At 53.1% G+C, this 14,142-nt stretch carries 16 protein-coding genes; 12 read left to right on the top strand and 4 right to left on the bottom strand.

Annotated features, from left to right (window positions below; genetic code table 11):
- Window position 1 precedes the first annotated feature (1 nt).
- From hisH to coaA, 5 genes are read left to right on the top strand one after another with little or no spacing between them, the layout of a single operon-like run.
- Window positions 2-652, top strand: a complete 651-nt coding sequence (gene hisH / locus V9K92_RS12635; RefSeq protein ID WP_337354148.1) for an imidazole glycerol phosphate synthase subunit HisH — start codon at window positions 2-4, stop codon at window positions 650-652.
- The gene (gene hisA / locus V9K92_RS12630) at window positions 649-1,392 is read left to right on the top strand and encodes a 1-(5-phosphoribosyl)-5-[(5-phosphoribosylamino)methylideneamino]imidazole-4-carboxamide isomerase (protein WP_115054516.1); all 744 of its coding nucleotides are present in this window, start codon (window positions 649-651) and stop codon (window positions 1,390-1,392) included. Before hisH ends, hisA begins: the two co-directional genes overlap by 4 nt.
- Window positions 1,389-2,174, top strand: a complete 786-nt coding sequence (gene hisF, locus V9K92_RS12625; protein ID WP_115054517.1) for an imidazole glycerol phosphate synthase subunit HisF — start codon at window positions 1,389-1,391, stop codon at window positions 2,172-2,174. Before hisA ends, hisF begins: the two co-directional genes overlap by 4 nt.
- Window positions 2,175-2,187: 13 nt before the next feature.
- Window positions 2,188-2,511: a phosphoribosyl-ATP diphosphatase gene (locus V9K92_RS12620; protein ID WP_115054518.1), complete on the top strand. Its 324-nt coding sequence runs from the start codon at window positions 2,188-2,190 to the stop codon at window positions 2,509-2,511.
- Window positions 2,512-2,513: 2 nt separating this feature from the next.
- A complete protein-coding gene (gene coaA / locus V9K92_RS12615; protein ID WP_307281530.1) occupies window positions 2,514-3,527 on the top strand; it encodes a type I pantothenate kinase in 1,014 nt (337 codons plus the stop codon).
- On the opposite strand, the gene V9K92_RS12610 is transcribed toward coaA, so the two are convergent.
- The 4 genes from V9K92_RS12610 to V9K92_RS12595 form a co-directional block, all read right to left on the bottom strand.
- Window positions 3,514-4,128 (bottom strand): alpha-ketoglutarate-dependent dioxygenase AlkB, encoded by a 615-nt coding sequence (locus V9K92_RS12610; protein WP_115054519.1) that lies wholly within the window; start codon window positions 4,126-4,128, stop codon window positions 3,514-3,516. The two genes, coaA and V9K92_RS12610, sit on opposite strands and share 14 nt — an antisense overlap.
- Before the next feature lie 67 nt (window positions 4,129-4,195).
- Window positions 4,196-4,654, bottom strand: coding sequence for a peptidoglycan-binding protein LysM (gene lysM / locus V9K92_RS12605; RefSeq protein ID WP_307281536.1), 459 nt, complete (start codon window positions 4,652-4,654; stop codon window positions 4,196-4,198).
- Between the two features lie 116 nt (window positions 4,655-4,770).
- A complete protein-coding gene (arfB, locus tag V9K92_RS12600; RefSeq protein WP_115054794.1) occupies window positions 4,771-5,208 on the bottom strand; it encodes an alternative ribosome rescue aminoacyl-tRNA hydrolase ArfB in 438 nt (145 codons plus the stop codon).
- Window positions 5,209-5,300: 92 nt separating this feature from the next.
- Window positions 5,301-6,911 (bottom strand): phosphoenolpyruvate carboxykinase, encoded by a 1,611-nt coding sequence (locus tag V9K92_RS12595; RefSeq protein ID WP_337354376.1) that lies wholly within the window; start codon window positions 6,909-6,911, stop codon window positions 5,301-5,303.
- 311 nt (window positions 6,912-7,222) lie between these two features.
- Between V9K92_RS12595 and V9K92_RS12590 the strand changes: the two genes are divergently transcribed.
- From V9K92_RS12590 to ahcY, 7 genes are all read left to right on the top strand, one after another.
- Complete coding sequence (locus V9K92_RS12590; protein ID WP_162802600.1) at window positions 7,223-7,942, top strand: response regulator transcription factor; 720 nt, start codon at window positions 7,223-7,225, stop codon at window positions 7,940-7,942.
- 108 nt (window positions 7,943-8,050) lie between these two features.
- A complete protein-coding gene (locus V9K92_RS12585) occupies window positions 8,051-9,838 on the top strand; it encodes a sensor histidine kinase (RefSeq protein ID WP_115054522.1) in 1,788 nt (595 codons plus the stop codon).
- Between the two features lie 4 nt (window positions 9,839-9,842).
- Window positions 9,843-10,310: an HPr kinase/phosphorylase gene (locus V9K92_RS12580; protein ID WP_337354147.1), complete on the top strand. Its 468-nt coding sequence runs from the start codon at window positions 9,843-9,845 to the stop codon at window positions 10,308-10,310.
- Window positions 10,311-10,472: 162 nt separating this feature from the next.
- Window positions 10,473-10,874 (top strand): PTS sugar transporter subunit IIA, encoded by a 402-nt coding sequence (locus V9K92_RS12575; RefSeq protein ID WP_115054524.1) that lies wholly within the window; start codon window positions 10,473-10,475, stop codon window positions 10,872-10,874.
- Between the two features lie 9 nt (window positions 10,875-10,883).
- A complete protein-coding gene (locus V9K92_RS12570) occupies window positions 10,884-11,198 on the top strand; it encodes an HPr family phosphocarrier protein (protein ID WP_115054525.1) in 315 nt (104 codons plus the stop codon).
- Window positions 11,199-11,247: 49 nt separating this feature from the next.
- The gene (locus V9K92_RS12565) at window positions 11,248-12,393 is read left to right on the top strand and encodes an alpha-hydroxy acid oxidase (protein ID WP_307281547.1); all 1,146 of its coding nucleotides are present in this window, start codon (window positions 11,248-11,250) and stop codon (window positions 12,391-12,393) included.
- A gap of 173 nt (window positions 12,394-12,566) precedes the next feature.
- Window positions 12,567-13,967, top strand: a complete 1,401-nt coding sequence (ahcY, locus tag V9K92_RS12560) for an adenosylhomocysteinase (protein ID WP_336440316.1) — start codon at window positions 12,567-12,569, stop codon at window positions 13,965-13,967.
- Window positions 13,968-14,142: the final 175 nt, after the last annotated feature.

Genomic DNA, 14,142 nt, shown 5'->3' with positions numbered 1-14,142 from the left:
CATGCGCGTTGCGATTATTGACTATGGTTCGGGCAATTTGCGCTCGGCCACGAAGGCCTTTGAACGTGCGGCGCATGAAAATGGGATCAATGCGACCATTGATCTGACATCGGATGCGGAACGTGTGCGAACGGCCGATCGCATCGTACTCCCCGGCGTTGGCGCCTATGCTGATTGCCGTCGCGGGCTCCACGCGGTAGAGGGCATGGTCGAGGCCATTCATGAGGTAGCCGTTGAAAAAGCGCGACCCTTCCTTGGCATTTGTGTCGGCATGCAATTAATGTCGTCACGTGGCCTCGAAAAGACCATTTCAACCGGCTTTGACTGGATCAAGGGCGATGTCCGCGAAATGGTGCCGTCCGACCAGAACTTGAAAATCCCGCAGATTGGCTGGAATACCATTCGTTTGACCCGGCCGCATCCGCTGTTCGACGGTATTGAAACCGGACCGAAGGGGCTGCATGCCTATTTCGTTCATTCCTATTTCCTCGATGCGGAGATAGAAAATGATGTTCTTGCTATTACCGATTATGGTGGACCAGTGACCGCGGCAGTTGCCAACGACAATATGGCTGGAACACAGTTTCATCCGGAAAAGAGCCAAGCCCTTGGCCTTGCGCTTATAGGCAATTTCTTGAGGTGGAACCCATGATCCTTTTTCCGGCGATTGATCTGAAGGACGGAGCATGCGTCCGCTTGAGGCTTGGCGATATGGACCAGGCAACGGTTTACAACACCGATCCCGGCGCGCAGGCGAAGGCATTTGAAGATCAGGGTTTTGAATGGCTTCACGTAGTCGATCTCAATGGCGCTTTTGCTGGTGAATCGGTCAATGGCGCAGCTGTAGAAGCAATTCTCAAGGCGACGAAAAACCCCGTGCAGCTCGGCGGCGGTATCCGAACCCTTGATCATATTGAAGCTTGGCTGGCAAAGGGCCTGTCCCGTGTCATTCTGGGGACAGTTGCTGTGCGTGATCCGGAACTTGTTGTCGAAGCTTGTAAACATTTCCCGGGCAAAGTGGCTGTCGGCATTGATGCCAAGGGCGGCAAAGTTGCTGTCGAGGGCTGGGCAGAGGCATCAACACTTGGCGTCATCGAGCTTGCGAAAAAGTTCGAGGGCGCTGGCGTTGCCGCGATTATCTATACGGATATAGACCGGGATGGCATTCTCGCCGGTATTAACTGGGAATCGACATTGCAGCTTGCAGAAGCCGTTTCCATCCCGGTCATTGCGTCAGGTGGTCTCGCCTCGATTGCCGATATTGTTCGCATGACCATGCCGGATGCTCGCAGGCTTGAGGGCGCTATTTCAGGTCGCGCGCTTTATGACGGTCGCATCGATCCTGAAGAAGCGTTGAATGTACTTCGCCAGGCACGGGAGCGCGCAGCATGACCTTGAAAGCGCGCGTTATTCCCTGCCTGGATGTCAAGGATGGGCGTGTCGTCAAGGGCGTCAATTTCGTTGACCTCATTGATGCCGGTGATCCCGTGGAGGCAGCAAAGGCTTATGATGCGGCAGGGGCAGATGAACTCTGTTTCCTCGATATTACGGCGTCGTCGGACAATCGCGAGACGATCTTCGACGTTGTTGCCCGCACTGCGGAGCAATGTTTCATGCCGCTGACAGTTGGGGGCGGTGTTCGGACCGTAGCCGATATCCGCAAATTGTTGCTGGCCGGAGCCGACAAAGTATCGATAAATACGGCTGCGGTGGTAAATCCCGACTTTATCGCCGAGGCCGCGGACAAATTCGGCAATCAGTGCATCGTGGTCGCCATAGATGCCAAAAAAGTATCAACCGGCAACGAAGTGGATCGCTGGGAAATTTTCACCCATGGCGGCCGCAATGCAACGGGCATTGATGCCGTCGAATTTGCCCGCAAGGTCGTCGATCTGGGGGCAGGCGAGATTCTGCTGACCTCCATGGATCGCGATGGCTCGAAGATCGGCTACGACCTCCCTGTTACGCGTGCCATCGCTGATGCCGTGCGTGTCCCTGTCATAGCGTCTGGTGGCGTGGGCAATCTCGATCACTTGGTTGAGGGCATCAGGGAAGGCCATGCATCAGCGGTGCTCGCTGCATCCATTTTCCATTTCGGAACCTATACGATTGCGGAAGCGAAGGCGCATATGGCCGCTGCGGGAATCCCGATGCGGCTGGACCCCGTTCGTTGACTGGAGAATTTTGATGACTGCATTCACCTTGGCGGATCTGGAACGTATCGTTGCAATGCGCGCCAGCTCCACGGATATCCAGTCTTATACCGCTAGCCTTTATGCCAAAGGCATTGGCAAGGCCAGCCAGAAGCTTGGCGAGGAAGCCGTCGAGACAGTCATTGCGGCAGTTTCCGGCGACAGGGAAGGCGTTGTTTCCGAGAGCGCGGATTTGCTCTATCATTTGCTGGTCGTCCTGGGAATTTCCGGCGTCAAGCTCGATGAGGTTCTGCAAGAGCTGGAACATCGGACAAGACAGACCGGACTTGAGGAGAAAGCTGCGCGGGGGCAGGGCTGACCATGTTCACGGGCCCGGCAAGCGGCAGGCAGGCGATCATAGCTGTGGAGGGCGACGTCGTGGATCAATTGGCACCCAGCGAATTTTCTCCGTACCACTTCTTCAGTGCAGAACGCTGGGCTGAGTTTCGCGCCGATACGCCAATTACTCTCACCAATGAAGAAATCAAGCGCCTGCGTTCATTGAACGATCCGATTGATCTTGATGAGGTGAGCCGGATCTATCTCTCGCTCTCGCGTCTGCTTTCGGCCCATGTCGAGGCCAGTCAATTACTGTTCTACCAGCGCCGCCAGTTTCTCAATACGGGTGACGCATTCAAGACTCCCTTCATCATTGGTGTTGCGGGATCGGTTGCGGTGGGTAAATCGACCACGGCGCGTGTATTGAAAGAGCTGCTGGCGCGCTGGCCCTCAAGCCCGAAAGTTGATCTCGTGACGACGGATGGCTTTCTTTATCCCAATGATGTTTTGCGGACCAAAGGCCTGATGGAACGCAAGGGATTTCCGGAGAGCTATGATGTCGGCATGGTGCTGCGGTTCCTCTCGCAGATCAAGGCAGGCCAGCGCAACGTCAATGCGCCGCTCTATTCCCATTTAACTTATGACGTATTGCCGGGGCAATTTCAGACTGTCGATGCGCCAGACATCCTGATTTTCGAGGGCATCAACGTGCTGCAGGTGCGTGACTTGCCGGAAGACGGCAAGATGGTGCCGTTTGTCTCGGATTTCTTCGATTTTTCGATCTATATTGATGCGGATGAAGAGCAAATTCACAAATGGTACATTGATCGCTTCATGCGCTTGCGTGAGACAGCGTTCAAGGACCCAAGCTCATTCTTCCATCGCTATTCGACAATCTCCGATGATTCCGCCAGGGCAATTGGCGAAAGCCTCTGGGCAAATATCAACCTGAAAAACCTGCGTGAAAACATCCTGCCGACGAGGCCCCGTGCGGACCTTATCCTGCGCAAGGGCGATAATCACCTTGTGGAAGAGGTGGCGCTCAGGAAGCTGTAACGCGCCTGAGTGTCAGATTAATCCGGCCTGTGCTTTTCAGCAAAGTAGAGGTTCCGGGATAAATACGATCTACCCCATGAAATGCCAATCGGCCTTCATCGCCCAGCACAACAACATCGCCACTTGAAAGCTTGATGGATTGCGTCCTGTCGTTCCGGTTCGTTCCACCAAAACGGAAAAGGCACGTGTCCCCCAAGGAAACCGAGACAACGGGTGCCTCAAGATTCTGCTCATCGCGATCCTGATGAAGTCCCATTTTTGCTGTTTCGGAATAGAAATTGATCAAACAGGCCTCAGGAGGCTGCGGATAATCGCCAACGCTGAGCCAAAGCTCGACTAGCGATTGTGGTATCGCGGGCCAAGGTTGCTGCGTGACGGGATGTGTCGGCTGATAACGATAGCCGAATTCTTTGTCAGTAACCCAGCCCAGTGAGCCGCAATTGGTCATGCGCACGCTCATTTCCTTGCCGGTTCTCGGCATTGCCGGAACATAAAGCGGCGCTGCCGCTACTACGGTCCGGATTTCTTCCAGCAGCGCGGTCTGCTGCTGTTGGGTGAAATAATCAGGAAAGTAGCGGATGCCCGGCGCGAGCAATATCATTGACCTGCGACCTCAAAAAAACAAACCCGGCGCCATGCACCGGGTTTGTGGGTTCATGAAGCTTTACTCAGCCAAGTTCAGGAATACGCAGCACCTGACCTGGATAAATCTTGTCCGGATGGCTGAGCATAGGCTTGTTGGCCTCGAAAATCAGGGTGTTCTTGGCACCCTTGCCCTTGCCATATTGGGACTCGGCGATTTTCCAAAGATTATCGCCCTTCTTCACCGTATAGAACACAGGTTCCTTTACCACGGAACCGGTTGTGGTTTGGTCAACCGTCAGGCCTCCTGTATCCACCTTGGAAACGCCCAGCGAATTGCCGACCGCAATAATCGCCTTTTCCAGAATTTCCTGATTGGTGACATTGCCCTTGAGCACTGCCTTGTCACCTTCGATTGCCACTTCAACGTTTTCGGTACCGAGCTTGTGGGAATCGAGTTCCTTCTTCAGATCTTCGGCGCTAGGCTCTTCATCGCCAATACCGATTTTCTTGCCTACGGATTTTACGAAATCAAATAGTCCCATAACTGGCTCCTTGTTGATTGTTCAAATCGACAGGCATTGTTGTGACATTTCATACCTGCTTTGGAAAGGATGATTTGAACCCGAACCATAACGCGGTAATGAGCCAATTGATCCCATCAATCGCCTTGAACCTTCCCGCGCATCTTTTTAACCCCGGAACGGCCCGATTTTTCTTTAAGCCGCCGTTCTATCGATCCTTTTGTCGGGCGGGTTTTTCTGCGCGGCGGCGGTGGTGGTTCAGCAGCTTTCGCAATCAGCGCCACCATGCGCTCGCGCGCATCCTGACGGTTGCGTTCCTGTGTACGAAAGCGATTTGCTTCAATCAGAATCTCGCCGTCTTTGGTTGCCCGCTGACCAGCCAGCGCGATAAGCCTTGCCAGAACTTCCTCCGGCAAACCTGCTTTCACAGCATAGAAGCGCAGTTGAACGGCGGTGGAAACCTTATTGACATTCTGCCCACCGGGACCTGCCGAGCGAATAAAATTCTCTTCCAGATCGCTCTCGTCGATCCAGATTCGGTTGTTGATCTTTATGCGGTTACGGCTTTCTTCCATGACAGATTGGTAGCCCAAACTTTGATTCTCTGGAAGAACCATAAAAAAGCCCCGCATGGTGAGCGGGGCCTTCAGATATGGGACCGCTACCCTTACTCCGCTGCAACCGGCGTGTGTGGGGCAGCGGCTTTAATATCGCTGTCTACATGGCTTTCGAACTTGTCGAAGTTGCGGATGAACATGTCGACAAGCTTGTTCGCCTGCGCATCATAACCCGCCTTGTCTGCCCATGTTGAGCGCGGATCGAGGATCGCATTGTCAACGCCATTTACAGAAACAGGCACCGCAAAACCAAAATTCGGGTCTGTGCGGAATTCAGCGCTTTTTAGTGAGCCGTCTAGGGCGGCGGACAAAAGTGCGCGCGTTGCTTTGATCGGCATGCGCTTGCCAACGCCATAGGCACCGCCTGTCCAACCGGTATTTACCAGCCAGCAATCAACATTGTGGTCAGCGATCAGTTGACGGAGCAAATTGCCATATTCCGAAGGATGCCGAGGCATGAATGGTGCACCGAAGCAGGTAGAGAATGTCGCCTCCGGCTCGGTAACGCCACGCTCGGTGCCCGCAACCTTGGCGGTGTATCCGGAAAGAAAATGATACATTGCCTGGGCGGGTGTCAGCTTGGCAATTGGCGGCATGACGCCAAAAGCATCGGCTGTAAGCATGATGATATTCTTTGGATGGCTCGCCTTGCCGGTTTTCGATGCATTGGGAATGAAATCGAGCGGATAGGCGCAGCGCGTGTTCTCCGTCAACGAACCATCATTGAAGTCGGGCTGGCGCTTGTCATCCAGAACGACATTTTCCAGAACAGTGCCAAAACGCTGTGTCGTTGCGAAAATTTCCGGTTCGGCTTCCGCGGAGAGGCGAATGGTCTTGGCGTAGCAGCCACCTTCGAAGTTGAAAACGCCGTGCTCACCCCAGCCGTGCTCGTCATCGCCAATCAGGGTGCGGGTGGGGTCAGCCGAAAGTGTTGTCTTGCCGGTGCCGGAAAGGCCAAAGAATACGGCGGTGTCGCCATCAGGACCTTCATTGGCAGAGCAATGCATAGGCATGACGCCTTTACCCGGTAGAATATAGTTGAGTGCCGTGAAGACTGACTTCTTCATTTCACCGGCGTAGGCCGAGCCGCCGATCAGAACGATAAGTCGATTGAGGTCGACGGCGATGACCGTCTCTGTCCGCGTGCCATGCCGCGCCGGGTCAGCGCGGAAAGAGGGCAGATCAATAATGGTCATTTGCGGAACAAAATCGGCCAAAGCCTCGCGTTCCGGACGAATGAGAAGATTGCGGATAAACAGGGAGTGCCAAGCAAACTCGGTGATCACACGCGTATTAAGCTTGTAATCTTCGTCAGCGCCGCCGACGAGATCCTGAACAAAGAGTTCCTTGCCCTTTGCCTGCTCCATGAAGTCCGCATAAAGCAATTCGAACGCTTCAGGCGACATTGCCGAATTGTTGTCCCACCAGACATTACCCTCCGTGGAGGCATCGCGAACGACGAACTTGTCCTTGGGAGAGCGGCCCGTATGCTGGCCGGTGCGGGCGACGAGTGCGCCTTGCGCCGTCAAGACAGCTTCGCCGCGGCGCAATGTTTCCTCATAGAGTTCGGCAGTTCCAAGATTATAATAGGCCGCCGAAACGCCCTTTAAACCTGAGTTGCCGAGCGCGATTGCCGCGTTGTGGATGCCGATCTCTCTAATCATCTGTCCGCCATTGTTTAAGAAGGTGCATGGGTCAAACTTTTGGTTAATCTCACTCTACATGTTCAATGTAAAATGCGACATGAATTGGTCAAAAGCAGAAAAATCAAATAGTTTCAAACGTTTAATCGATTTAAAGATTTTAATTTTTTTTAAATCGGTTTAGTTGCGAAGGAGAACGCCCGACTTATTTACCTGCAAAAAACACCTGTAAAAGTGATTGGATGACAAGGTTTGCGATCTGTGCCACATTTTGTACCTAATTTGTCCGGCACAAGCGCACAGGTTTGTAGCACACAGGAAGGCAGGGCATGAGGGAAGTACCCGCAATGCAGACTATTGCGCTCGTTGATGACGATCGCAACATTCTGACATCCGTATCCATCGCACTGGAGTCGGAAGGCTATCGCGTAGAGACCTATACAGACGGTGCTTCGGCATTGGATGGCCTGACTGCACGTCCACCCAACCTCGCGATCTTCGATATCAAGATGCCGCGTATGGATGGCATGGAACTTTTGCGCCGCCTTCGTCAGAAATCGGATCTGCCCGTTATCTTTCTCACATCGAAAGACGATGAGATCGATGAGCTGTTCGGTTTGAAGATGGGCGCGGATGATTTTATCACCAAGCCGTTTTCACAACGCCTGCTCGTCGAGCGTGTGAAGGCAGTTTTGCGCCGGGTCGCCGCACGTGAAAATACCGCCAAGCCAGGCAGCGTACAGGCCAAGTCGCTTGAGCGTGGCCAATTGGTCATGGATCAGGAACGCCATACCTGCACATGGATGGGTGAGCCGGTAACCCTAACAGTCACCGAATTCCTCATTCTGCATTCCTTGGCGCAGCGCCCCGGCGTTGTGAAAAGCCGCGATGCTTTGATGGATGCTGCTTATGATGAACAGGTCTATGTTGACGACCGTACAATCGATAGTCACATCAAGCGCCTGCGCAAGAAGTTCAAGGTCGTTGACGACGACTTCGATATGATTGAAACGCTTTATGGCGTTGGTTATCGCTTCCGCGAAACCTGATTGCGGGCAAGCCTGCTTTCAAAGCCGACCAATCGGCTGTAAAATTCGGTTGTCTCAACGTGATATGAGTGCGATGAGACAACCCGTTCCTGATGTTTTGAGGCAAAGATGGTAGCCGAACTGCGAGGCGGCAATATTACGCGCAAGAGCGCCGTCATGCGCCGGAAGCGCTCGGTTGCCTTGCGTCGGCTGTTCAAGCCGCTCAATCGCGTCTTTGGAAATTATCTCTTCTCAAGTCTGACACGGCGCATTCTTTTCCTGAATCTCGCAGGTTTGGCCGTGCTGCTCTCCGGCATCATGTATCTCAATCAATTTCGCGACGGGTTGATTGATGCACGCGTCGAAAGCTTGATGACGCAGGGCGAGATCATCGCTGGCGCAATTGCCTCATCGGCCACTGTGGATACAAATTCCATTGCGATTGATCCGGAAAAACTGCTGGAGCTCCAGGCAGGGCAAAGCATCACGCCTTCCCCTGACGTTCTCGACAATCTCGATTTTCCCATCAATCCCGAACGCGTGGCTCCTGTCCTGCGCCGGCTGATTTCTCCCACACGCACCCGTGCTCGCATTTATGACCGGGATTCGAATCTCCTGCTCGATTCTCGTCATCTTTATTCACGCGGGCAGGTGCTCCGTTATGACCTCCCACCCATTGATGGGGAAGAGCCCAGTTTTTTCGAGCGTCTTACCAATCGCATGACACGGCTTTTGCGTCGAAGCGATTTGCCGATCTACCAGGAATTGCCCGGCGGTAATGGCTCGTCCTATCCGGAAATCGTTAAAGCCCTGACGGGACAACCGGCAACTGTCGTGCGCATGACGGAAAAAGGCGAGCAGATCGTATCGGTTGCCGTACCGATCCAGCGTTTTCGTGCTGTGCTCGGTGTTTTGCTCCTGTCGACCGAAGGCGGTGACATTGATAAGATCGTCCAAGGCGAACGCTATGCAATTATCCGTGTATTCACGGTTGCAGCGCTGGTCATGGCCATTCTTTCCCTGTTTCTGGCTTCGACAATTGCCAATCCGTTGCGTCGGCTTGCTGCGGCCGCGGATCGCGTTCGCCATGGTGTGAAAAACCGCGAGGAAATCCCGGATTTTTCCGAAAGACAGGACGAAATCGGGCACCTTTCGACCTCAATTCGTGACATGACAAATGCGCTTTACGCGCGGATTGAATCGATCGAAAGCTTTGCTGCCGATGTCAGCCACGAGTTGAAGAATCCGCTCACATCCCTGCGTAGTGCTGTTGAAACCTTGCCATTGGCCAAGAATGACGATTCCCGCAAACGGTTGATGGATGTCATTCAGCACGACGTGCGCCGTCTTGATCGCTTGATCACGGACATTTCCGATGCATCACGGCTTGATGCAGAACTTGCCCGTGAAGATTCCGAGCATGTGGATCTCAAATTCCTGTTGGGCAATCTGGTGGTAGCCGCGCGCGAGGTTCGGCGGAACAAGAAAGATACACGTATCGAGTTCGTCGTGGACAAGCTGCCAAATAACCGAAAGGGGTTTTTTGTCGTTGGCCATGATTTGCGGCTTGGGCAGGTGGTGTCAAATCTTATTGAAAATGCCCGCTCGTTTGTTCCCATTGAAAATGGCGTCATCACAGTCACGCTCCAGCATTTGGGCGACCGAATCCGCATCCTCGTTGAAGACAATGGCCCCGGTATTCGCGTCGAGCAGATAGACCGCATTTTTGAGCGCTTCTATACGGATCGACCAGCGGGTGAGGCCTTTGGACAAAACTCAGGACTTGGTCTTTCGATCAGCCGCCAGATCATCGAAGCCCATGGCGGCACGTTGAATGCCGAAAATATCATTGATCCGAAAAATCCGGAAAATTACCTTGGCGCACGGTTCATAGCGATTTTGCCGGTCGAGGCATAATCGGATGTCCGAACTGATTCATGCCACTGCTGTCGTGATTGGTGATCGGGGTATCATAATCATCGGGGCTTCGGGTTCCGGCAAATCGTCTCTCGCCCATGCTCTTTTGCAAAGAGCCTTTGCCGAGGGCCTCTATGCAACATTGGTCAGTGATGATCAATGTCTGGTGCGAGCCGTTTCCGGACGATTGATTTGCTCGCCTCCCGATACGCTACGCGGTGGAATGGAAGTGCGCGGCTCAGGGTTGCACGCATTTGCCTATGAACCGCACGCGGTGATTCACCTTATGGTACGTCTGGTCGAGCCCGCGCAGGTTGTGCGATTACATGAAAACACCCATATACAACTGCAAGGTGTCGCAATTGCGCATTTGGACCTACCTGCGGGTGAAGTTGAATCCGCCTGCCGTTCGGTTGAAGCATGGTTATTCAAGCCAGAGTGGAAAAATAAGCTGGTGGATTCAGCGGGTTAACGAGTTATCCTGCGATAAAGTGACTGACTGCCATGTGGATGACATTTTCTGCTTGCCTTCGCGATTCGTCCTGCCAGAATGCGACACCTGCCAAACGGGGCATTTTAGAGCGCAGAAAAAGCCTACTCTTGAACGGGCTGGCGCGACAGGAGCAGTTTCAGAATGATCGGACTCGTGCTTGTGACGCACGGAAGACTGGCCGAAGAGTTTCATCATGCGGTTGAGCATGTGGTCGGGCAGCAGGAATATCTGGAGACCGTCTCGATCGGTGCAGATGATGATATGGAGCAGCGCCGGCGGGACATCGTTGATGCTGTCGCTCGCGCTGACAATGGCTCAGGCGTCATTATCCTCACCGACATGTTTGGCGGAACACCTTCCAACCTTGCAATTTCGGTAATGGAAGCTGGACGTGTGGAAGTTATCGCCGGCGTTAATCTTCCAATGCTGATCAAGCTTTCCAGTGTTCGGCTTACCAACGACATGGCTGCCTCCTTAAAGGAAAGTCAGGATGCCGGACGCAAGTACATTAATGTTGCCAGCCAGGTGCTGACAGCCAAATAGAGGTAGTAAATGCGTCTGACTGCCGAAACGACTGGCACATTTAATGCGGAAAACGCGCTCGTTGAATTGTTCGAGATCGTCAACAGGCGTGGCTTGCATGCGCGTGCTTCTGCGAAGTTCGTCCAACTGGTTGACGGATATGATGCTCATGTGCGTGTCGAAAAAGATGGAATGACCGTCGGCGGCACCTCAATCATGGGATTGATGATGCTGGCAGCTTCGCCCGGTTGCTGCATTAAAGTCAGCGCCTCTGGTCGCCAGGCTTCCGAAGTCATGAAAGCGCTTGGCGTTTTGATTGCGGATAAATTTGGTGAAGAAGCCTGAGCCTCGATCGCTGAGAGATCACTTTTCCTGAGCCCGATACGAGGTTTCGATGCGTCTGCGCGATTGCTACAATTTTCATGATTTCAGAGCCTTGGCCAAGCGGCGTCTGCCCGGCCCCATCTTCGACTATATCGATGGAGCGGCTGATGATGAAATTACGCTGCGCCGCAACGCTGCAAGTTTTGAAAATTGCGACCTTCTCCCAAGCGTTCTTCGCGGCGTTGAATCCGTCGATATGTCGGTAACGATTATGGGACAGAAATTGGCCCTGCCATTCTATTTGTCTCCAACAGCCTTGCAGCGTCTCTTCCATCATCGCGGCGAACATGCCGTGGCCAATGTCGCTTCCAAATATGGCACAATGTTTGGTGTTTCCTCGCTTGGAACTGTCGATCTTGAGCAGTTGCGCAAGCAGCATAGCGGCCCGCAGGTCTATCAATTCTATTTTCACAAGGATCGCGGGCTCAACCACGCCATGATGGAGCGCGCCAAGGGTGCGGGCGTTGAAGTGATGATGCTGACCGTCGATAGTATTACCGGCGGAAACCGCGAACGTGACAAGCGGACCGGTTTTTCCATTCCTTTCAAACTCAATCTGGCAGGAATGCTGCAATTCGCCATCAAGCCAATGTGGGCGTTGAACTATCTTTCACATGAAAAGTTCAGGCTGCCGCAGCTTGAAGGGCATGTGCAGATGGAAAGCGGAGCCATGTCGATCAGCAAATATTTTACGGAGATGCTCGATCCGTCCTTGGATTGGGATGATGTGGAAAAAATGGTCAAGCTCTGGTCGGGGCAGTTTTGTCTTAAGGGCATCATGTCGGTGGCCGATGCAAAAAGAGCAGTCGATATCGGCTGCACGGGTATCATCCTTTCAAATCACGGTGGCCGCCAGCTGGATGGATCGCGCGCTGCCTTTGATCAGCTGGCCGAAATTGTCGATGCTGTCGGCGACAAGATTGACGTGATCATGGATGGCGGCGTTCAGCGGGGAACGCATGTCTTGAAGGCGCTTTCCCTAGGCGCAAAGGCGGTGGGTGTCGGCCGGTATTATTTGTTTCCGCTCGCTGCCGCAGGACAGGAAGGGGTCGATCGCGCTGTCGATCTCTTGAGAATAGAGGTTGAAAGAGGCATGAAGCTTATGGGCTGCACCTCCATTGATCAGCTTTCCCGCGAGAACCTGCGCTTCCGGTAAAATCAAAATCATCAACAGAAATGGCGCAGTTGCTTGATGCCGCATATGCACGCATAAGGATTTCTTTATATCCCATTGTGTGCGGATGGCATATCTGCTAGTCAAGCGCATCTCCGGCGGTCTGAAAAACTGGGCCTTGCCGATCCAAATAACAAAGACGGAGCTGAAAAAAGATGGCCGATAAGCAGGATTACGTAGTCAAGGACCTTGAGCTGGCCGCGTGGGGCCGCAAGGAAATGGATATTGCTGAAACCGAAATGCCAGGTCTGATGGCCAGCCGTGAAGAATTCGGCAAGTCGCAGCCGCTCAAAGGCGCGCGCATCACCGGCTCGCTGCACATGACCATTCAGACAGCGGTTCTGATCGAGACTTTGCAGGAGCTGGGTGCAAAAGTGCGCTGGGCATCATGCAATATTTTCTCTACTCAAGATCATGCTGCGGCAGCCATTGCCGCAACCGGCACGCCGGTATTTGCGATTAAGGGCGAGTCGCTAGAAGAATATTGGACCTATACGGATCAGATTTTCCAGTGGCCGGATGGTCAGCCATCCAACATGATTCTCGATGATGGCGGCGACGCCACAATGTATATTCTGATCGGCGCGCGCGCCGAAGCTGGCGAAGATGTTCTTTCGAAGCCGGAAAGCGAAGAAGAGGAAATCCTCTTCGCGCAGATCAAGAAGCGCATGAAGGAAACTCCGGGCTTCTTCACCAAGCAGCGCGATGCGATCAAGGGTGTTACCGAAGAAACCACAACGGGCGTTAACCGTCTCTATCAGTTGCAAAAGAAGGGCCTGCTGCCTTTCCCCGCAATCAACGTCAATGACAGTGTTACCAAGTCGAAATTCGACAATAAATATGGCTGCAAAGAATCGCTGGTTGACGGTATTCGCCGCGCAACCGACGTCATGATGGCCGGTAAGGTCGCTGTTGTTTGCGGTTACGGCGATGTCGGCAAAGGCTCGGCCCAGTCGCTGCTGGGTGCCGGTGCTCGTGTCAAGGTAACTGAAGTCGATCCGATCTGTGCTTTGCAGGCAGCCATGGATGGATTTGAAGTCGTCACGCTGGAAGATGCAGCACCAACGGCTGATATTATCATCACCACGACCGGCAATAAGGACGTCATCACCATCGACCATATGCGTCAGATGAAAGACATGGTCATTGTTGGCAATATTGGACACTTTGACAACGAGATTCAGGTTTCGGCCCTGCGCAATCTCAAATGGAACAACATCAAGCCGCAAGTCGACATGATTTCGTTCCCAGACGGCAAGCGTCTTTTGCTTCTGTCCGAAGGCCGCCTGCTGAATTTGGGCAACGCAACAGGCCATCCAAGCTTCGTTATGTCAGCCTCCTTCACCAATCAGGTTCTGGCCCAGATCGAGCTTTATAGCCGTGGTGATCAGTACAAGAATGAAGTCTACGTCCTACCGAAACATCTCGACGAAAAGGTTGCGCGCTTGCATCTCGACAAGCTCGGAGCGAAATTGTCGGTTCTTTCGGAAGAACAAGCTGCCTATATCGGGGTGACTCCAAAGGGTCCATTCAAGTCTGACCACTACAGATATTGATATAGCTAGAATATACCTACAATATATAGAAGCCGGAGAATTGACAAATTCTCCGGCTTTCTTTTTTGCGCATAGTTCTTCCCGTCGATTCCCTCAAGGTTTATTGTAGTGATTCGGGATGACGTTGCTCTTGATGGGCCAAATGGTGATAAGCCGGATGGAAAAGAGGATCGTC

This window comes from Phyllobacterium sp. CCNWLW109 (genome assembly GCF_037203905.1).
Lineage (GTDB): Bacteria > Pseudomonadota > Alphaproteobacteria > Rhizobiales > Rhizobiaceae > Phyllobacterium > Phyllobacterium ifriqiyense.
The sequence above is the reverse complement of the archived record's forward strand: the minus strand, read 5'-3'. Positions and strand labels throughout refer to the sequence as shown.

Excerpts from the sequence above, each read along its gene's own strand:
- hisF (WP_115054517.1), top strand. The coding sequence starts at position 1,389 with ATGACCTTGAAAGCGCGCGTTATTCCCTGCCTGGATGTCAAGGATGGG.
- V9K92_RS12565 (WP_307281547.1), top strand. The coding sequence starts at position 11,248 with ATGCGTCTGCGCGATTGCTACAATTTTCATGATTTCAGAGCCTTGGCC.
- V9K92_RS12620 (WP_115054518.1), top strand. The coding sequence starts at position 2,188 with ATGACTGCATTCACCTTGGCGGATCTGGAACGTATCGTTGCAATGCGC.
- hisH (WP_337354148.1), top strand. The coding sequence starts at position 2 with ATGCGCGTTGCGATTATTGACTATGGTTCGGGCAATTTGCGCTCGGCC.
- V9K92_RS12590 (WP_162802600.1), top strand. The coding sequence starts at position 7,223 with ATGAGGGAAGTACCCGCAATGCAGACTATTGCGCTCGTTGATGACGAT.
- coaA (WP_307281530.1), top strand. The coding sequence starts at position 2,514 with ATGTTCACGGGCCCGGCAAGCGGCAGGCAGGCGATCATAGCTGTGGAG.
- V9K92_RS12575 (WP_115054524.1), top strand. The coding sequence starts at position 10,473 with ATGATCGGACTCGTGCTTGTGACGCACGGAAGACTGGCCGAAGAGTTT.
- V9K92_RS12570 (WP_115054525.1), top strand. The coding sequence starts at position 10,884 with ATGCGTCTGACTGCCGAAACGACTGGCACATTTAATGCGGAAAACGCG.
- V9K92_RS12585 (WP_115054522.1), top strand. The coding sequence starts at position 8,051 with ATGGTAGCCGAACTGCGAGGCGGCAATATTACGCGCAAGAGCGCCGTC.
- ahcY (WP_336440316.1), top strand. The coding sequence starts at position 12,567 with ATGGCCGATAAGCAGGATTACGTAGTCAAGGACCTTGAGCTGGCCGCG.
- V9K92_RS12610 (WP_115054519.1), bottom strand. The coding sequence starts at position 4,128 with ATGATATTGCTCGCGCCGGGCATCCGCTACTTTCCTGATTATTTCACC.
- arfB (WP_115054794.1), bottom strand. The coding sequence starts at position 5,208 with ATGGAAGAAAGCCGTAACCGCATAAAGATCAACAACCGAATCTGGATC.
- V9K92_RS12580 (WP_337354147.1), top strand. The coding sequence starts at position 9,843 with ATGTCCGAACTGATTCATGCCACTGCTGTCGTGATTGGTGATCGGGGT.
- lysM (WP_307281536.1), bottom strand. The coding sequence starts at position 4,654 with ATGGGACTATTTGATTTCGTAAAATCCGTAGGCAAGAAAATCGGTATT.
- hisA (WP_115054516.1), top strand. The coding sequence starts at position 649 with ATGATCCTTTTTCCGGCGATTGATCTGAAGGACGGAGCATGCGTCCGC.